General features: G+C 68.1%; 15 protein-coding genes. 14 read left to right on the top strand and 1 reads right to left on the bottom strand.

The genetic code is table 11. From position 1 onward, the window contains the following. Nucleotides 1-18: 18 nt before the first annotated feature. Nucleotides 19-1,053, bottom strand: a complete 1,035-nt coding sequence (dctP, locus tag AAG895_RS07980; protein ID WP_345794962.1) for a TRAP transporter substrate-binding protein DctP — start codon at nucleotides 1,051-1,053, stop codon at nucleotides 19-21. Between the two features lie 365 nt (nucleotides 1,054-1,418). Between dctP and AAG895_RS07975 the strand changes: the two genes are divergently transcribed. From AAG895_RS07975 to AAG895_RS07910, 14 genes are all read left to right on the top strand, one after another. After that, complete coding sequence (locus tag AAG895_RS07975; protein WP_345794961.1) at nucleotides 1,419-1,988, top strand: TRAP transporter small permease; 570 nt, start codon at nucleotides 1,419-1,421, stop codon at nucleotides 1,986-1,988. A gap of 11 nt (nucleotides 1,989-1,999) precedes the next feature. Beyond that, complete coding sequence (locus AAG895_RS07970) at nucleotides 2,000-3,280, top strand: TRAP transporter large permease (protein WP_345794960.1); 1,281 nt, start codon at nucleotides 2,000-2,002, stop codon at nucleotides 3,278-3,280. A 22-nt stretch (nucleotides 3,281-3,302) separates the two neighbouring features. Next, nucleotides 3,303-4,061 carry a hypothetical protein gene (locus AAG895_RS07965; RefSeq protein WP_345794959.1) on the top strand — a complete coding sequence of 253 codons (759 nt, stop codon included), beginning with the start codon at nucleotides 3,303-3,305 and terminating at the stop codon, nucleotides 4,059-4,061. 4 nt (nucleotides 4,062-4,065) lie between these two features. Further along, nucleotides 4,066-5,040, top strand: a complete 975-nt coding sequence (eutB, locus tag AAG895_RS07960; protein ID WP_345794958.1) for a hydroxyectoine utilization dehydratase EutB — start codon at nucleotides 4,066-4,068, stop codon at nucleotides 5,038-5,040. 67 nt (nucleotides 5,041-5,107) lie between these two features. Next, complete coding sequence (locus AAG895_RS07955) at nucleotides 5,108-6,502, top strand: PLP-dependent aminotransferase family protein (protein ID WP_345794957.1); 1,395 nt, start codon at nucleotides 5,108-5,110, stop codon at nucleotides 6,500-6,502. A gap of 170 nt (nucleotides 6,503-6,672) precedes the next feature. Then, nucleotides 6,673-7,662, top strand: a complete 990-nt coding sequence (locus AAG895_RS07950) for a cyclodeaminase (protein WP_345794956.1) — start codon at nucleotides 6,673-6,675, stop codon at nucleotides 7,660-7,662. Nucleotides 7,663-7,699: 37 nt separating this feature from the next. Next, nucleotides 7,700-8,905, top strand: a complete 1,206-nt coding sequence (doeA, locus tag AAG895_RS07945) for an ectoine hydrolase DoeA (protein ID WP_345794955.1) — start codon at nucleotides 7,700-7,702, stop codon at nucleotides 8,903-8,905. A gap of 49 nt (nucleotides 8,906-8,954) precedes the next feature. Beyond that, entirely contained in the window at nucleotides 8,955-10,160 is a 1,206-nt protein-coding gene (gene doeA, locus AAG895_RS07940) for an ectoine hydrolase DoeA (protein ID WP_345794953.1), read from the top strand. Nucleotides 10,161-10,165: 5 nt separating this feature from the next. Then, a complete protein-coding gene (gene doeB / locus AAG895_RS07935) occupies nucleotides 10,166-11,158 on the top strand; it encodes a N(2)-acetyl-L-2,4-diaminobutanoate deacetylase DoeB (RefSeq protein ID WP_345794952.1) in 993 nt (330 codons plus the stop codon). Between the two features lie 85 nt (nucleotides 11,159-11,243). Next, a complete protein-coding gene (locus AAG895_RS07930) occupies nucleotides 11,244-12,422 on the top strand; it encodes a cystathionine gamma-synthase family protein (protein WP_345794951.1) in 1,179 nt (392 codons plus the stop codon). A 69-nt stretch (nucleotides 12,423-12,491) separates the two neighbouring features. Beyond that, a complete protein-coding gene (gene lpdA, locus AAG895_RS07925) occupies nucleotides 12,492-14,330 on the top strand; it encodes a dihydrolipoyl dehydrogenase (RefSeq protein WP_345794950.1) in 1,839 nt (612 codons plus the stop codon). A 148-nt stretch (nucleotides 14,331-14,478) separates the two neighbouring features. Then, nucleotides 14,479-17,172 (top strand): pyruvate dehydrogenase (acetyl-transferring), homodimeric type, encoded by a 2,694-nt coding sequence (aceE, locus tag AAG895_RS07920; RefSeq protein WP_345794949.1) that lies wholly within the window; start codon nucleotides 14,479-14,481, stop codon nucleotides 17,170-17,172. 75 nt (nucleotides 17,173-17,247) lie between these two features. After that, nucleotides 17,248-18,603: a dihydrolipoyllysine-residue acetyltransferase gene (aceF, locus tag AAG895_RS07915; protein WP_345794948.1), complete on the top strand. Its 1,356-nt coding sequence runs from the start codon at nucleotides 17,248-17,250 to the stop codon at nucleotides 18,601-18,603. An 86-nt stretch (nucleotides 18,604-18,689) separates the two neighbouring features. Further along, entirely contained in the window at nucleotides 18,690-19,568 is an 879-nt protein-coding gene (locus AAG895_RS07910) for a hypothetical protein (protein WP_345794947.1), read from the top strand. Nucleotides 19,569-19,643: the final 75 nt, after the last annotated feature.

Here is a 19,643-nt window from a genome sequence, read left to right as displayed (position 1 = left end):
CGTCCTCGCGCTGGGCGATTACTTGGCTTCGACCGCCTTCTCCGCCTTGGCGATGTCGGCCCTCAACTGCTCGAGAATCTGGCCGCTGCGACCGCCCACCATGCCGACCAGCGTATCGGCCAGCGGCTCGGCGCGCTTGCGGAAGACATCGCGCTCCTCTGGGGTCAGCTTGATGACGCTGAGCTTGGGATTGTCCTTCAGCATCTTCTCGACGGCGGCGGCGTTCTTCTCGCGCTGCTTCTCGAGGATGAAGGTCTGCAAATCGTCGCGGACCTTGCCGAGCATCGTCCGCTGCTCGTCGGACAGGCCGTCCCAGAAGTCGGCGTTGGCGACCACCGTGGTCGTGTACTCGACGTCGCCGACATGCACGAGGTGGCTGGTGACCTCGTGGAACTTCGCGCTCTCGATGAAGAAGGCCGGGTTGACCTGGGCCTGGATCACGTTCATCTGCAGGCCACCGTACACTTCCCCCCAGGGCAGCGCCACCGGGTTGGCGCCATAGAGCTTGAACTGCTCGATCAGGATCGGCGAGGTCATCACCCGGAACTTGACGTCACCGAGGTCCTCCGGCGTGCGCACCGGCTTCTTGGTCGTCCACACCATCTCGCCTTCGGGATAGACGGTGAACAGCTTCAGCCCCTTGGCGGTGAAGTCCTTGGCCAGATCCTCGTACAAGGCCTTGCTGTTCGACAGCACATCGCCCTTGGCCTTGTCCGATTCCGGCAGCAGGAAGGGCAGGCTCAGCACCTGGACTTCGGGCACGAAGGTCCCGAGGTGACCGGGGGAGGCATTCGAGAACTGGATCGCGCCGACGGCGGTGAGCTCGGTCAGATCGTTCTCGTTACCGAGCTGCCCGTAGGTATAGATCGTGACCTTCACCTTGCCCTGGGTACGCTCCTCGACGAGGCGCTTGAACTCCTCGGCGTACAGTGTCTGCACGTCGCCCGGACCTTCCTCGACGGCGAACTTCCAGTCGGCAGCGGCCGCGGAAAGGGTAGCGAAGCCGAGCGTGACGCCTGCGGCGAGACGCCGAATGCGGATGCCAATGTTCATGTCTGTCTCCTCTCATGCTGATCTTGGTCTAGCCGTTCAAGCCATTCCCTGTACGACTTGAGCGCAGGCTACAGGCTTCGGTGCGCAAGCGGATTGCACTAGGACAGTTTGCGCCTGCCCCACGCCCCGCTGCCGCGCCATCACCCGCCAATGCAGCCAGGGCAACGCCAGCGACAGCCAGGGCGAGGAGCGCGCGATATGGCGCCGCTGCAATCACGTGACGGCGACGCTGCCGCATGGATCGGCCCCATATTGTTCTAGTGCATTCGCGCCCTCCCTGCCCCTGACTAAACTGCAGACAGACACAAGGACCACAAGAGCGCCGGCAATCGCCAGGCGCCAATCAGGGCCGGAGGAGCACAAGCATGAACCAGGAATCACCCCGGACGGGGGTCGTCTCCCGTGTCGCACGACACATCGACCACGGACTGGCCGTACTCGAAAGGCACCTTCTGGCGTGGGCAATCATCTTGATGGCGGTCAACACGACCGGCAACATCTTCATGCGCCTGGTCTACAACAGCAGCCTGTTCTTCACCGAGGAGCTCAACCAGTTCCTCATCGTGCTGGTGACCTTCGTCGGCGCCAGCGCGGCCGCCCGCCAGGGCCGCCACATCCGCATGTCGGCCCTGACCGACCAGATTCCGCCGACCTACCGCCGCTTCATGTTCGCCTTCATCCAGGTGCTCACCGCAGCGGTGCTCGTCCTGCTCGCGTGGTATGCCTATGAATACATCGCGCGCATTCAGGCGCTCGGCCGGGTCACGCCGGCCCTGCAGTTGCCGGTGTGGATGACCCTGCTGTGGCTACCCTTCGGCCTCGGCCTCACCGCGCTGCAGTTCCTGCTCGCCGCGGTGGCCAACCTCAGGCACGACGAGGTCTATATCTCGGCCACCGTGCGCGAGCACGACGAACTCGACCTGCCCAGCATCTGAGGAGACTCCCCATGGCAATGACAATGCTCCTGATCATGATCGTCCTCATGCTGCTCGGCTTCCCGATGATGGTGCCGATGCTGGTGGCGACCCTCGCCGGCTTCCTGCTCTACCTGCCCAACCTGCGCACCGACATCATCATCCAGCAGATGATCAGCGGCATCAGCCCGGTGGCGCTGATCACCGTGCCGATGTTCATTCTCGCCGCCGACATCGTCACCCGCGGCCGCACGGCGAATCGCCTGCTCGACCTGGCGATGACCTTCTTCGGCCACATCCGGGGCGGTCTGGCGGTCACCGCAGCCCTTTCGTGCACGCTGTTCGGTGCCATCTCCGGCTCCACCCAGGCCACCGTGGTGGCCATCGGCGGCCCGCTGCGCCCGCGCATGCTCGAGCGCGGTTACGACGACAAGTTCACCGTCGCGCTCATCATCAACGCCTCCGACATCGCCTTCCTGATCCCGCCGAGCATCGGCATGATCGTGTTCGGCATCGTCGGCAAGGTCTCGATCGCCGAACTGTTCCTCGCCGGCATCGGCCCCGGCCTGCTCATTCTGGTGCTGTTCAGCGCGTACTCGGTGTGGTACGCGTGGCGCAAGGACCTGCCGCTGCACCCGCGCGCGACCTGGAAGGAGCGCCTGGCGGCGATGCGCAAGGCCTCGCTGGCGACGATGTTCCCGGTGCTGATCGTCGGCGGGCTGTTTACCGGCATGTTCAGTCCGACCGAGGTCGCGGCGATGGCGGTGCTCTACGCCTTCATCCTCGAGGTCTTCATCCATCGCGCGGTCAGCCTGCGCGACCTGCCTGCCATCGCCTACTCGACCGGACTGATCACCGGCATCGTGTTCATCCTCGTCGGCGCGGGCGCAGCCTTCTCGTGGCTGATCTCGTTCGCCCAGATTCCGCAGCAGATCATCGGCGGACTCGGGCTTGCCGACGCCGGCCCCTACACCATCATCTTCGCCATCTGCGTGGCCTTCTTCATTGGCTGCATGTTCGTCGATTCGATCGTGGTGACCCTGATCCTGACGCCGATCTTCATGCCGCTGGTGCTCGCCGCGGGCATCGACCCGGTGCTGATCGGAACCCTGGTGACGCTGCAGATGGCGATCGGCTCGGCCACACCGCCCTTCGGCTGCGACATCTTCACCGCCTGCGCGGTGTTCCGCAAACCCTACCTGGACGTGATCGCAGGCACGCCGCCGTTCATCATCCTGCTGCTGCTCGCCTCGCTGCTGCTGGTGGTCTTCCCGCAGATCGCGCTGTTTCTGCCCACGCTGGCATTCCGCTGACACTCCGAGTGAAAACGACTCCATGCTGATCGACACCCTCCCCCTCGACGTGCTGCCGGCCACCCCTGTGGCGGCGCGCATCGGCCTGCTTGCGCTGGCCACGGACCTCAACAGCGAGGCCGACCTGCGCCGCATGCTGCCGGCCGGCGTCGGCCTCTACTGCAACCGCGTGCGCCATGAGAACCCGATGAGCCTCGCGGCCCTGCAGCGCGTGGCCGAGGATCTGCCGCGCGCCGGCCGCGACCTGCTGCCCGGACTGGCGCTGGACGTGCTCGTGTATGGCTGCACCTCGGGCACGATCGCGATGGGCGAGGCGCAGACGCTGAAGTTGCTTGGCGAGGTGCGCGCGGCGCGCCACGCGACCACGCCGGTCACCGCCAGCCTGGCCGCGCTGGCGCAGGTCGGCGCGCACAGGGTGTCGATGCTGACGCCCTACCGCGCCGCGGTGAATCGCGAGCTCGGCGGCTACTACCGCGAGCGCGGCCTGGATGTGCTCAACGTGTCGGGCTTCGACATGGACGACGACTATGCGATGACCGACATCGCACCGGAGGCGATCGTCGCCGCCGGGATCCGGGCCACCGCCGCCGACGCCGACGCGCTCTTCATCTCGTGCACCGCCTTGCGCGCAAGCGAGGCCGTCGAGCGCATCGAGCAGGCCATCGGCCGCCCGGTGATCACGAGCAACCAGGCCGTCATCTGGCATGCACTGCACCTGATGCAGCTGGCCGCACCGACGCAGGCCCCCGGCCGCCTCTTCAACGCCACCCGAGTCCGCTGAACCGATGCAAGACGAAGTCCGCCTGATCGACCTCCTCCAGGCTCGCGCCCGCCTGCGCGGGCTCATCCGTCACACCCCGCTGGTGCCCTCGCCGAGTCTGTCGCGCCACACCGGCGCCAGCGTGCACCTGAAGCTCGACTGCCTGCAGATCACCGGCAGTTTCAAGCTGCGCGGCGCGCTCAACGCACTGCTGCGCCTGAGCGCGGAGGAGCGCACACGCGGCGTGATCGGCGTATCGACCGGCAACTATGGCCGTGCGCTCGCCCACGCCGCGCATTCGATGGGGCTGCGCGCGGTGATCTGCATGTCGCGCCTGGTGCCCTCGAACAAGGTCGAATCGATTCGCGCCCTCGGTGCCGAGGTCCGCATCGTCGGCGACAGCCAGGACGAGGCCGAGCTCGAGGTTGCGCGCCTGGTGCGCGAGCAGGGCCTGATCCAGCTGCCGCCCTTCGATCACGCCGACGTGATCGCCGGCCAGGGCACGACCGGCCTCGAGATTCTCGACGATCTGCCGGCCGTCGATACGGTGCTGGTGCCGCTGTCGGGCGGCGGCCTGCTCGCCGGCATCGCCCTGGCGATGAAGTCGGCGAATCCGGACATCCGCATCATCGGCGTCAGCATGGAACGCGGCTGCGCCATGCACGCCAGCCTGCGCGCGGGTCACCCGGTACAGGTCGAGGAGCTGCCCACGCTCGCGGACTCGCTCGGCGGCGGCATCGGTCTGGGCAACCGCTACACCTTCCCGATGGTGCAGCGCCTGGTCGACGACACCGTGCTGGTGAGCGAGGACGAGATTGCCACCGCCATCCGCCATGCCTACAACGAGGAGCGGGTGATCGTCGAGGGGGCCGGCGCCGTCGGCATCGCCGCCCTGCAGAGCGGCCGCGTCCCGGCGGGCAGCGTGACCGCGGTCGTGCTCAGCGGTCAGAACATCGACATGGCGACGCACCGCCGCATCGTCGACGGCCAGCCTGCTTGACGCACTTCCGCACGCCAGGATTGTCACGGCACAATGCCGGGACAATCCTGGCCACTGGAGAAGCGACATGATGGAGAACTGGCGACAGGCCCTGGATCAGGCGCGCGTCGGCGAGTCCAAGTACAAGATCCTGGTGCAGGCCATCGTCGCCGACATCGAACGCGGCACGCTGGCCGACGGCGCCCGTCTGCCAACCCAGCGCGAGGTCAGCCGACGCCTGGAGATCAGCGTGCAGACCGTCACCAACGCCTACAAGGAACTCGAGCAGCACGGCCTGATCCGCTGCGAGGTCGGCCGCGGCAGCTTCGTCTCCAAACCGATGACGGAGAAGGTCGCCACCTACATGCTCGACCGCGCCGAGCGCTCTCTCGTCGATTTCTCGATCGCGCGCATCGTGCATACCACCGAGCACGACCAGGCCTGGAAGGAGACCTGCGCCCAGCTCGCCAGCCAGGACGACCAGCCGTGGATGCGCGACTGCCGCCCGATCGCCGGCTTCGAGTATCACCGCACGGCCGCGCTCGAGTGGCTGGCCGGGCTGGGTCTGCAGCCCTCGCTCGACACCGTGCTGATCACCAACGGCGCCTCGCATGCGCTCTTCATCGCGCTGGCCTCGCTCGTGAGCCCGGGCGACGTGGTCCTGTGCGAGAGCATCACCGACCACGGCGTGATCGGCTCGGCCCAGGTGCTGGGCTTCACGCTGAAGGGGCTGGACATCGACGAACACGGCATCCAGCCGGCGCACTTCGAGGACATGTGCTCGAACGAGCGCATCCGCGCGCTGGTGTGCACGCCCAACCTGAACAACCCTACCGTGGCCCTGATGCCGGACTCGCGTCGCCGCGCCATCGCCCGGATCGCCGAGAACTTCGGCGTGCACATCATCGAGGATGACGTCTATGGTCCGCTGCTCAGGCAGCGTCCGCCGCCGATCAGCAGCTATCTGCCCGAGCTGAGCTTTCACTGCACCAGCTTCACCAAGTCGGTGATGTGCGGCCTGCGCACCGGCTACCTGACCGTGCCCCGGCGCATGGCCCTGCGCGCCGACAGCATCCTGCGCGTCAATAGCTGGATGGCCACGCCGCTGCTGGCCGAGATCGCCACCCGCTGGATCGGCGACGGCACCGCACAGGCGCTGATCGAGATCCAGCGCAAGCGCATGGAGTTGCGCCAGAACATGGTCAGCGACGCCTTCGGCGAGCTTGTCATCGGCCAGCACCCGAACGCCTTGTCGGCCTGGGTGGGCATACCCGAACACTGGTTGCTCGACCCGCTGGTGAGGGAATTGCGCGACCGCAACATCGCCGTCACCTCGCCCGACCCCTTCCTGGTGCTGGGCTCGCAGCGCCCCGCGGCGATCCGCCTGTGCCTGGGTGCCGACGTGAGCGATGTGCGGGTGCAGACCGCGATCAACACCATCGCCGGCGTTTTCAGGCAGTTCCCGCAGATCCACAGTTTCTGATCCGCTTAATGCACTAGGACAAGAGAGAGACGGTTTCAGCACTCTAAACTGGGTTTCAAGGTCAATCGCCGCCGGCACAAGGACAGCCAGTGCGGCGATCCGACCGACCGGGTCGTCCCCGCTGCAGAGGCGGGCGTCGGGCCGCCGGACCACCCATGGACGAGTGCACCATGACCACCATCACCCTGCTCAGCGAGACCGACCTGCGCTCGCTCGTGACGCTGGACACCGAAACGATCGATTGTGTCGAGCGCGCCTTTCTCGCCCTTGCCACCGAAGCGGTGGCAATGCCGCCGATCCTGCGCCTGGACATTCCCGAGCGGAACGGCGAGGTGGATGTGAAGACGGCCTACCTGCCTTCGTTCGAGAGTTTTGCGATCAAGGTCAGCCCGGGCTTCTTCGACAACCCCAAGCTCGGCCTGCCCAGCCTGAGCGGCATGATGATGCTGCTGTCGGCGCGTACCGGCCAGCTCGAGGCGCTGCTGCTCGACAACGGCTATCTGACCAGCATCCGCACCGCCGCCGCCGGGGCCGTCGCCGCGCGCTGGCTGGCCCGCAGCGATGCGCGCCGGGTGGCGATCCTGGGCGCAGGCGAGCAGGCCCGGCTGCAGCTGCAGGCGCTGGCCCTGGTGCGCCCGATCACCCACGCCACGGTGTGGGCGCAGCGGCCCGAGCAGGCGGCACGGCTCGCCGCCGAGATGTCCGGCCGCCTCGGCATCGAGATCGACACCGCCGCCGACATCGAGCATGCCGTCGCCGGCGCGGACATCGTCGTCACCACCACACCGAGCCGCATGCCGCTGCTCCATACCCGCCATCTGCGCCCCGGCATGCATGTGACCGCGATGGGCTCGGATGCCGAACACAAGAACGAGATCGCGCCGGACGCGATCGCCGCGGCCCGCTACGTCTGTGACCGCCTCGCCCAGGTACGGGTGCTCGGCGAGCTGCACCACGCGATTGCCGCCGGGGTCGTCGCCGCGGACGCGGTGATGCCCGAGCTCGGCCAGGTCATCGCCGGCCAGGTCGCAGGCCGACGCAGCGACGATGACGTGACGATCTGCGACCTCACCGGCACCGGCGCGCAGGACACCGCCATCGCGCAGCTCGCCTTCGGGCGCGCGGCCGGCAGCGGCCGCGGCACCCGGTTCGAGTCCTGAGCTCATCTTGCCCGCCCACCCGAGCGAAGCCCCGATCATGACCGTGACGCCCTCCCTGCCCTTCACCCGCGTCGAGTTCGACGCCCGCCTGGCCACGACCCGCGCCGCCATGGCCGCGCACGGCATCGACGTGCTCATCGTCAGCGACCCGACCAACATGTACTGGCTCACCGGTTACGACGGCTGGTCCTTCTACGTCCATCAGTGCGTCGTCGTCGGCCCCGAAGGCGAACCGGTCTGGTACGGCCGCGGGCAGGACGCCAACGGCGCAAAGCGCACGACCTGGCTGTCCCCCGACCACATCGTCGGCTACCCCGACCACTACGTGCAGTCCGCCGAGCGCCATCCGATGGACTACCTGGCGACCGAGGTGATCGCCGCGCGCGGCTGGGAAGCGCGCCGCATCGGCGTCGAGATGGACAACTACTACTTCAGCGCCGCCGCCTTCGCCGCGCTGCAAAAGCACCTGCCGCGCACGCACTGGATCGACGCCAACGCGCTCGTCAACTGGCAGCGCGCGCTCAAGTCGCCGCGCGAGATCGAATACATGCGCATCGCCGCCCGCATCGTCGAGCGCATGCACCAGGACATCGTCGAGCACATCGAGCCCGGCATGCGCAAGAACGAGCTGGTCGCCCGTATCTACGCCACCGGCATCGGCGGCGTGCCCGCCGCCAACGGCCACCCCGGCCACGGCGGCGACTACCCCGCGATCGTGCCGCTGCTGCCCACCGGCGCGGATGCCGCCGCGCCCCACCTGACCTGGGACGACACCCCCTTCGCGCGCGGCGCCGGCACCTTCTTCGAGATCGCCGGCTGCTATCGCCGCTACCACTGCCCGCAGTCGCGCACGGTCTTCCTCGGCACCCCGCCGCAGCACTTCATCGAGGCCGAGAAGGCCGTCGTCGAGGGCATCCAGGCCGGCCTCGACGCGGCAAAACCCGGCAACACCTGCGCCCACATCGCCAACGCCTTCTTCGGCGTGCTCAAGCGCTACGGCATCGAAAAGAGCAGCCGCTGCGGCTACCCCATCGGCGCCAGCTACCCGCCCGACTGGGGCGAGCGGACCATGAGCCTGCGCCCCACCGACGACACCGTGCTGCAGCCCGGCATGACCTTCCACTTCATGCCCGGCCTGTGGCAGGACGACTGGGGCCTCGAGATCACCGAGAGCATCCTCATCACCGACTCCGGCGTCGAGACCTTCTGCAACACGCCCAGAAAACTGTTCGTCAAGCCTTAAGGGGCTTGCGCGTCACCGACAACAACACCCAAGGAGCGAGGGACAACCCATGACAAGCGAAGTGAAACTGCCTTTCGAGCGCGCGGAGTACGCGGCCCGCCTGGCCAAGACCCGCGCGGCGATGGCCGACAAGGGCATCGACGTGCTCGTCGTCAGCGACCCGACCAACATGTACTGGCTCACCGGCTATGACGGCTGGTCGTTCTACGTCCATCAGTGCGTCATCGTCGGGCCCGAGGGCGAACCGATCTGGTATGGCCGCGGCATGGACGGCAACGGTGCCGACCGCACCGTCTACCTGAAGCCGGAGAACATCGTCCGCTACCCCGACCACTACGTGATGTCCACCGAGCGTCATCCGATGGACTACCTGGCGACCGAGGTGATCGCCGCACGCGGCTGGGAGGCGCGGCGCATCGGCGTCGAGATGGACAACTACTACTTCAGCGCTGCCGCCTTCGCGTCGCTGCAGAAGCACCTGCCGCGCGCGCACTGGATCGATGCCAACGCGCTCGTCAACTGGCAGCGTGCGGTCAAGTCGCCGCGCGAGATCGAATACATGCGCATCGCCGCCCGCATCGTCGAGCGCATGCACCAGGACATCGTCGAGCACATCGAGCCCGGCATGCGCAAGAACGAGCTGGTCGCCCGCATCTACGCCACCGGCATCGGCGGCGTGCCCGCCGCCAACGGCCACCCCGGCCACGGCGGCGACTACCCCGCGATCGTGCCGCTGCTGCCCACCGGCGCCGACGCCGCCGCGCCCCACCTGACCTGGGACGACACCCCCTTCGCGCGCGGCGCCGGCACCTTCTTCGAGATCGCCGGCTGCTATCGCCGCTACCACTGCCCGCAGTCGCGCACGGTCTTCCTCGGCACCCCGCCGCAGCACTTCATCGAGGCCGAGAAGGCCGTCGTCGAGGGCATCCAGGCCGGCCTCGACGCGGCAAAACCCGGCAACACCTGCGCCCACATCGCCAACGCCTTCTTCGGCGTGCTCAAGCGCTACGGCATCGAAAAGAGCAGCCGCTGCGGCTACCCCATCGGCGCCAGCTACCCGCCCGACTGGGGCGAGCGGACCATGAGCCTGCGCCCCACCGACGACACCGTGCTGCAGCCCGGCATGACCTTCCACTTCATGCCCGGCCTGTGGCAGGACGACTGGGGCCTCGAGATCACCGAGAGCATCCTCATCACCGACTCCGGCGTCGAGACCTTCTGCAACACGCCCAGAAAACTGTTCGTCAAGGATTGAGCACCATGAGACCGTCCCCCATCAGCCCGACCATCGATCTCGATGCCCAAGGCGTGCAGCACGGCTTCCTGAAGCTGCCCTACTCGCGCGACGACGCGGCCTGGGGCGCGGTGATGATCCCGATCACCGTGATCCGCAACGGCCAGGGTCCGACCGCCTTGCTGACCGGCGCCAACCATGGCGACGAGTACGAGGGCGCGATCGCGCTCGCCAAGCTCGCCAACACGCTACGTGCCGAAGACGTGAGCGGCTGCCTGATCATCGTGCCGTTCATGAACTACCCGGCCTTTCGCGCCGGCACGCGGACCTCGCCGATCGATCGCGGCAACCTCAACCGGACCTTTCCGGGCAAGCCCGACGGCACGGTCACCGAGAAGATCGCCGACTACGTCCAGCGCCACCTATTGCCGCGCGCCGACTTCGTGCTCGACATCCATTCGGGCGGGCGGACGCTCGACTTCCTGCCCTTTGCCGCGATCCACGTGCTCGACGACAAGGCGCAGCAGGCGCGCTGCAGCGCGGCGATGCAGGCCTTCAACGCCCCGTACTCGATGACCCTGCTCGAACTCGACGCGGTCGGCATGTTCGACACCGCCGCCGAGGCCGCCGGCAAGGTCTTCGTGTCCACCGAGCTGGGCGGCGGCGGCAGCGCCACCGCGCGCAGCGTCGCCGTGGCCGACCGCGGCGTGCGTCAGTTCCTGATCCACTGCGGCATCTGCCGCGGCGAGCTCGAGCAGCGCCCCACCGTCCGCCTCGACATGCCCGATGGCGACTGCTACGTGACCAGTCTGCACGACGGCCTACTGGAGATGTGCCGCGACCTCGGCGACACGGTGAGGAAGGGCGAGTTGATCGCCCGCGTGCACGATGTCCGCCGCACCGGCACGGCGCCGGTGGACTACCACGCCCGGCGCGACGGTCTGCTGGCCGCGCGCCACTTTCCCGGCCTGATCGGCTGCGGCGACACCCTTGCCGTCGTGGCCGAGATCGTCGACTGAGGCCGGCCCCGCCCCACCCCCCCATGGACACACTGCCGCACACGCGGCCCGGGAAGTCATTCCCAACTTGAGAGGAGTAACAGCAATGAGCGATTTCAACACTTCGAGCACCGCCGCCGTCTGGGCCGGCGAGGAGAACCTGTTCGCCGAGGGCGCGATCTGCCTGCCCGTCTTCAACTCGGTGACCTTCGGCTACGACGACATGGGCGAATGGTTCGACGTCGCCCTCGGCCGCAAGAAGGGTCACATCTACTCGCGCAACACCAACCCCACGGTGCGCCCGCTGGAAGAAAAGATCCGCATCATGGACGGCGGCGAGGAGGCGACCAGCTTCTCGACCGGCATGGCGGCGATCAGCAACACCCTGTTCACCCTGCTCGCCCCGGGTGAGCGGGTGGTCGCGGTGAAGGACACCTACGGCGGCTCGAACAAGATCTTCATCGAGTTCCTGCCGCGCATGCAGGTAGACGTCTGCCTGTGCGACACCTCCGACTTCGACGCCATCGAGCGCGAGGTCGCCAAGGGCTGCAAGGTGCTCTACCTGGAGACGCCGACCAACCCCACCCTGAAGATCGTCGACATCGAGCGCCTGGCCAAGGCCGCTCACGCCGTTGGCGCCGTCGTCGTCGTCGACAACACCTTCGCCACCCCGATCAACCAGCGCCCGCTGACGCTGGGCGCCGACATCGTCGTCTATAGCGCCACCAAGTACCTCAACGGCCACTCCGACGTCATGGGCGGGCTCGCCGTCGGGCGCAAGGACCTGATCGACCGCATCTTCCACTATCGCGAGATTACCGGCGCCACGCTGCACCCGCACTCGGCCTACATGATCCTGCGTGGCATGAAGACCCTCGAGCTGCGCATCAAGCGTCACAACGAGAACGGCATGCGCGTGGCCACCTGGCTGTCGCAGCACCCGAAGGTCGACAAGGTTTTCTACCCCGGTCTCGAGACGCACCCCAACCACGACATCGCCAGGAAGCAGATGACCGGCTTCGGCGGCATGCTGAGCTTCTCGCTCAAGGGCGGCTTCGACAAGGTCGTGACCGTGCTCGAGAACCTGAAGTACGCCCACAAGGCCGCCAGCCTGGGCTCGGTCGGCACCCTCGTCGGCCCGCCGCGTACCACCAGCCACGTCGAGCTCTCCGAGCAGGAGCGGGCCAATGCCGGCATTCCGGAGAGCCTCATCCGCTACTCGGCCGGCATCGAGGACGGCGACGACCTGATCGCCGACCTCGAGCAGGCGCTCGCCAAGGCCTGACCCGCCTCGCAGTCAAACCTCAACACATCGCAGCGCCCTTCGGGGCGCTGCGCGCTCCAGGAGCCCCACATGAATTCGATCGAAGTAAAGGTTCCGGACATCGGCGATTTCGATTCAGTGCCGGTGATCGAGCTGTTCGTCAAGGTCGGCGACAGCATCAACGTGGATGACGCGATCTGCACGCTCGAGTCCGACAAGGCGACGATGGACGTGCCGTCCTCGGCCGCCGGGGTCGTGAAGGAGGTGCTGGTCAAGGTCGGCGACAAGGTCGGCGAAGGCTCAGTCCTGATCAAGGTCGAGGCGATCGGTGCCGCCGTCGGAGCGGCGCCAGCCGCGAGCCCTGCGGCCGGTAGCGCCAGCACGGCGGCGGATCAGAAGCTCGCGGCTGGCGCCGCTCCCACAGCCACGCCGAGCGCCGCGCCGACGGCGGCCAGCCACGCCGGCACGGCGGACGCCGAATACGACATGGTCGTGCTCGGCGCCGGCCCGGGCGGCTACTCGGCCGCCTTCCGCGCCGCCGACCTCGGCCTCAGGACCGCGATCATCGAGCGTTACGCGACGCTCGGCGGCGTGTGCCTGAACGTCGGCTGCATCCCCTCCAAGGCGCTGCTGCACGTGGCCGCGGTGATCGAGGAGGCCGAGCACGTCGACACCGCCGGCATCACGTTCGCCAAGCCCACGGTCGACGTCGATGCGCTCCGGAAGCACAAGGACGGCGTGATCGGCAAGCTCACCGGCGGCCTCTCCGGCATGGCCAAGGCGCGCAAGGTCGACGTCATCCGCGGCTACGGCCACTTCCTCGACCCGCACCATCTGGAAGTCGAGGAGACCACCGGCAGCAGCCAGGACAAGACCGGCGCCAAGAAGGTGGTGAAGTTCAAGCAGTGCATCATCGCTGCCGGTTCGGCCGCGGTGCACCTGCCCTTCATCCCGCGCGATCCGCGCATCGTCGACTCCACCGGCGCGCTCGAACTGCGCCAGGTGCCGGGCAAGATGCTGGTGATCGGCGGCGGCATCATCGGCCTCGAGATGGCGACGGTGTATTCCACGCTCGGTGCGCGCATCGACGTGGTCGAGATGATGGACGGCCTGATGCAGGGTCCGGACCGCGACGCGGTCAAGGTGTGGGAGAAGCAGAACGCCCACCGCTTCGACAACATCATGCTCAAGACCAGGACGGTCGCGGTCGAGGCCAAGGAAGACGGCCTGTGGGTCAAGTTCGAGGGTGAAAAGGCCCCTGCCGAGCCGGTGCGCTACGACATGATCCTGCAGTCGGCGGGCCGTTCGCCCAACGGCAACAAGATCGGCGCCGACAAGGCCGGGGTGATCGTCGGCGAGCGCGGCTTCATCCCGGTCGATGCGCAGATGCGCACCAACGTGCCGCACATCTTCGCCATTGGCGACGTCGTCGGCCAGCCCATGCTCGCCCACAAGGCGGTGCATGAGGCGCACGTGGCGGCCGAAGTCGCCGCAGGCGAGGCACAAGGCAAGTCGGAGCTCGCCCGGGCCGCGTTCGACGCCACGGTGATCCCGGGCGTGGCCTACACGCATCCGGAAGTGGCCTGGGTCGGCTACACCGAGGCGCAGGCCAAGGCCGAGGGCAAGAAGGTCGACACCGCCAAGTTCCCGTGGGCAGCCAGTGGCCGCGCGATCGCCAACGGCGCCGACTACGGCTTCACCAAGCTGATCTTCGATGCCGAGACGCACCGCGTGATCGGCGGCACCATCGTCGGCCCCTCGGCCGGCGACATGATCGGCGAGGTGTGCCTGGCCATCGAGATGGGCGCGGACGCGACCGACATCGGCGAGACCATCCACCCGCACCCGACCCTGGGCGAGACGGTGGGCATGGCGGCCGAAGTGGCCCACGGCAGCTGCACCGACCTGCCGCCGATGCGCAAGAAGTAGACAGTCTGCGTGGGGTCGGCGTGACGCAATGCTCTAGGACAATAGGAACATTGAATCAGGCCATTAGACTGCAATCACACCGACACCACCCCACTGGCAGGCCTCCCGCAGGAGGCCCTGCCGGTCCCTCGAAAGGAGCACAAGGGCCATGACAGCCATCTCGCAACAGACGATCTCCAGCCTGCCGATCGACAGCGATGCGGAGGAAACCCGCGACTGGCTCGACAGCCTCGCCGAAGTCGTCGAGCGTGACGGTCTTCAGCGCGCGGAGTACCTCGTCGACCGCCTGATCGAATCGGGTCGCCGCACCGGCGGCCGTTTTCACACCCGCCACACCACCCCCTACCGCAACACGATCGGCGTCGAAGCGCAGGCGCCCTACCCGGGCGACCTCGACCTCGAGTCGCGCATCACCGCGATCCACCGCTGGAACGCCCTCGCCATGGTGTCGCGTGCCAACAAGCTGCATCCGGAACTGGGCGGCCACATCGCCACCTACGCGTCGATTGCCGATCTCTACGAAGTGGGCTTTCACCACTTCTTCCGCGCCCGCAGTGACAGCCACCCTGGCGACCTGGTCTATTTCCAGGCCCATTCGGCACCCGGCATCTATGCTCGCGCCTTCCTCGAAGGCCGGCTCGGCCGCGACAACCTCGAGCACTTCCGGCGCGAGGTCTCCGGCGGCATCGGTCGCGGCCTGTCGTCCTATCCGCACCCGACGCTGATGCCCGACTTCTGGCAGTTCCCCACCGGCTCGATGGGCCTGGGCCTGCTCAGCGCCATCTACCAGGCGCGCTTCCAGCGCTACCAGGAGCACCGCGGCATCACCGCGCCGAGCGACCGCAAGGTGTGGGCCTTCGTCGGCGACGGCGAGATGGACGAGCCCGAGTCGCTCGCCGGCATCTCGCTGGCCGCGCGCGAGCAGCTCGACAACATGATCCTGGTGGTGAACTGCAACCTGCAGCGCCTCGACGGCCCGGTGCGCGGCAACGGCAACATCGTGCAGGAACTCGAGACCCTGTTTGCCGGCGCCGGCTGGAACGTCATCAAGTGCATGTGGGGCAGCAATTGGGACGTGCTGTTCGCCCGCGACCACGACGGCTGGATCCTCAAGCGCATGGCCGAGGCGGTCGACGGCGAGTTCCAGAAGTTGTCCGCCACCGACGGGCACTACAACCGCGAGCATTTCTTCTCGCGCTACCCCGAGCTCGCCGCCCTCGTCGCCAACATGTCCGACCAGGACATCGACGCGCTCAAGCGTGGCGGCCACGACCCGATCAAGATCCACGCCGCCTATGCCGCGGCCGTGGGTCACCGTGGCCAGCCGACCGTTATCCTGGCGCAGACCACCAAGGGCTATGGCATGGGCGCCTCCGGCCAGGGTGCCAACACCTCGCACCAGACCAAGAAGCTGGCGCGAGCCGACCTCGAGCGCTTCCGCGAGCGCTTCGGCCTGCCCTTGTCCGACGAGGACCTCGACGAACTGCGCTACTTCCACCCGGGCGAGGACAGCGCCGAAGCGCGCTACGTGCAGGCACGCCGCAGCGCCCTGGGCGGCTACGTGCCGGCGCGCGCCAGCGAGGCACGCCCGATCGCACTGTCGCAGCCCGAGCTCTACGTGCCCTTCCATGCCGACTCGGGCGAGCGCGAGATCTCGACCACGATGGCCTTCGTGCGCCTGCTCAACAAGCTGATGCGCGACAGCCAGCTCGGTCCCCGCATCGTCCCGGTGGTGGCCGACGAGGCGCGCACCTTCGGCATGCAGGACATGTTCCGCCAGTTCGGCATCTACTCGCCCTGGGGCCAGCAATACACGCCGCAGGACAGCGACCAGCTCGCGTTCTATCGCGAGGATGTGAAGGGGCAGATCCTCGAGGAAGGGATCTCGGAGGCCGGCTCGATGGCGTCCTGGATCGCGGCCGGCACCGCCTACTCGCACAGCGACGAACCGATGCTGCCGTTCTACATCTTCTATTCGATGTTCGGCTTCCAGCGCGTCGCCGACCTGATCTGGAACGCCGCCGACTGCCAGGCGCGCGGCTTCCTGCTCGGCGCCACCGCCGGCCGCACGACGCTGTCCGGCGAAGGCCTGCAGCACGAGGATGGCCAGAGCCACATCTATGCCGCAACGATCCCGACCTGCCACGCCTACGACCCGGCCTTCGGCTACGAGGTCGCGGTCATCGTCGAGGACGGCGTGCGCCGCATGATGGCGGAGAACCACACCGGCTTCTACTACATCACGATGTACAACGAGAACCACCAGCAGCCGGCAATGCCGGTGGGCGCAGAGGAAGGCATCCGTCGCGGTCTCTACCTGCTCCGCGGCAGCGCGCTGGAAGCGGCGCCGCGCGTGCAGCTGCTCGGCAGCGGCAGCATCCTGCGCCAGGTGCAGGAGGCGGCCGCGCTGCTCGAGCGCGAGTTCAGCGTCGCCGCCGACGTGTGGAGCGCCACCAGCTTCGGCGAGTTGCGCAAGGACGGCATCGCCTGCGACCGCTGGAACCTGCTGCATCCGGAAGAGGCGCCGCGCGCGCCGTGGGTCACCGAGCAACTGGCCAGCCGCGAAGGGCCGGTGGTGGCGGCGACCGACTTCATCCGCGGCTACCCCGACCTGATCCGCAACTGGGTGCCGCGCCGCTACACGGTGCTCGGCACCGACGGCTTCGGGCGCTCCGACACCCGTGCTGCGCTGCGCGACTTCTTCGAGGTCGATGCCCGCTACATCGCGCTCGCTGCGCTGCAGAGCCTGGTCGCCGAGGGCACGCTCGATGCCTCGATCCTGAAGGGTCTTACCGGCCGCCTCGGCATCGACGCCGACAAGCCCAGCCCGATCGGGAGCTGATGCAGCGCACCACGCCCCCTGCCCGACGCGCCCCTGCGCCGAGGGCGGCGTTCCACTTAATCGAGGTAAGACGAAATGACCCGCTTGCTGGATGTAAACGTTCCCGATATCGGTGACTACAACAACGTACCGGTGATCGAAGTGCTCGTGAAGGCGGGCGACACGATCAACGCCGACGATCCGATCGTCACCCTCGAGTCGGACAAGGCGACGATGGACGTGCCCGCGCCGCAGGCCGGCACCGTCCGCGAAGTCATGGTCGCGGTCGGCGACCGCGTCTCGGAGGGCAGCCTGCTGCTGCGGATCGAGATCGCCGACACCGCCGAGGCCACCAACGCCGGCGCGGCAGCGCCCGCTGCGTCCGTCCCCGAAAGCCCCGCCGCCGCGGCGCCTGCCGCGCCCCCCGCCGCGCCCCCCGCTGCCCCGGCACCGACCGTGGCCGCGCCTGCGCCTGCAGCGGCGAGCCCGTCGCCCGTCGTCGCGCCGGCGATCGTCGCCGGCGGCAAGGTCCATGCGAGCCCTTCGGTGCGCCATTACGCGCGCGAGCTCGGCGTCGATCTGGCCACGGTCAGAGCCAGCGGACGCAACGGTCGCATCACCCGCGAGGATGTCACCGCCCACGTCAAGGCATCGATGCAGAGCGGCGTGGTGCCGGGCAAGACCGTGGCACAGGCCGCCCCCGGCAGCACACTCGAGCTGCTCCCCTGGCCCAAGGTCGATTTCTCCAGGTTCGGCCCGATCAAGCTCGAACCGCTGTCGCGGATCAAGAAGATCTCGGGTGCGAACCTGTCGCGCAACGCGGTGCTGATCCCGCACGTGACCAACTTCGACGAGGCCGACGTCACCGAGCTCGAAGCCTTCCGCAATCAGGTCAACGCCGAGAACGCGAAGGATCCGAACGCAGCCAAGCTCACCATGCTCGCTTTCCTGATCAAGGCGAGCGTCGCGGCCCTGAAGGAATTCCCGACCTTCAACAGCAGCCTCGATGGCGACAACCTGGTGCTGAAGGAGTACTTCCACATCGGCTTCGCCGCGGATACGCCCAACGGTCTCGTTGTCCCCGTCATCAGGGACGCCGACCGCAAGGGGCTCTACGAGATCGCCGCCGAATCGGCCGCGCTGGCGAAAAAGGCGCGCGAGGGCAAGCTCGGGCCGGCCGACATGAGCGGCGCCTGCTTCACGGTGTCGAGCCTGGGCGGGATCGGCGGCACCGGCTTCACGCCGATCATCAACGCGCCCGAGGTGGCGATCCTGGGTGTGACCCGCAGCCAGATCAAGCCGGTCTGGAACGGCAAGGAGTTTACCCCGCGCCTGATCATGCCGCTCTGCCTGTCGTGGGATCACCGCGTGATCGACGGCGCACTCGCGGCCCGCTTCCTGGTGCATCTGGCGAAGCTGGTGAACGACTTCCGCCGCATCAGCCTGGGATGAGGGACAGGGCTCCGGTAGACTCGCTGCCCACGCGCGGGCCGATGCGGCCCGCGCGCGCCCTCTACCGAACAACCGAGCCCGCCCCCATGCCGCAGCCCCCCCGCATCGCCCTCGTCACCGGCGCCACGATGGCCAAGCCGGATCCCGAGACCCACCTGCTCGTGGCGGCCCTCGCCCAGCGCGGCATCGCCGCCGACGTGCTGCCCTGGAGCAGCGAACAGGACTGGGCCACCTACCCCCTCGTGGTGGTGCGCACGCCGTGGGACTACTTCCGCCATCTCGACGCCTTCCTGGCCTGGGCCGAGCGCACCAGCACCCTCACTCGCCTCGTCAACCCGGCTGCGGTGATCGCCTGGAACAGCCACAAGGGCTACCTGCGCGAACTCGCCGCCGGCGGTGTCGCCACCGTGCCCACGCTGTGGATCGAGCGCGCCGCAACGGACGCCGGCGCGCGCCTGGCCGCACAGGGCTGGGAGGAGGTGGTGGTGAAGCCCGCGGTTTCGATCGGTGCCATCGGCGCCCTGCGTGCGCGGGCCGACGACCCCGCGTGCAATGCGCATCTGGAGAGCCTGGTCGCCGCCGGCGATGTCATGGTCCAGCCCTTCGTGCGCAGCATCGCCGAGGCCGGCGAGGCATCGCTGATCTACTTCGGCGGGGTCTTTTCCCACGCCATCTGCAAGCGCCCCGCCGCAGGCGACTACCGTGTGCAGGACATGTACGGCGGCACGGTGCACCCGCACGCGCCAGGCGCGGCCGAACGTGCACTCGCCGAGGCCGTGCTCCAGCACGCCCCTGCGGCGACCACCTATGCCCGGGTCGACCTGGTGAGCCATGAGGGCCGGCCCGTGCTGATGGAGCTCGAGGCGATCGAGCCCGAGCTCTTCCTCGGCGCCACGCCGGACGCGGCAGCGAACTTCGCTGCCGAACTGGCGCGCCAGCTCGAAGCGGCGCAGGCGCTGGGCTAGGCGCAGGCTCGGGCACAGGCGCCACCGGCGATCCGTCGCCCGTGCCGGGCGACGCGCGCTTTTTTGCCCGCAGGC

This window comes from Thauera sp. JM12B12, from assembly GCF_039614725.1.
Classification (GTDB): domain Bacteria; phylum Pseudomonadota; class Gammaproteobacteria; order Burkholderiales; family Rhodocyclaceae; genus Thauera.
Note: the sequence above shows the minus strand (reverse complement) of the source record. Positions and strands in the feature narration are given on the sequence as shown.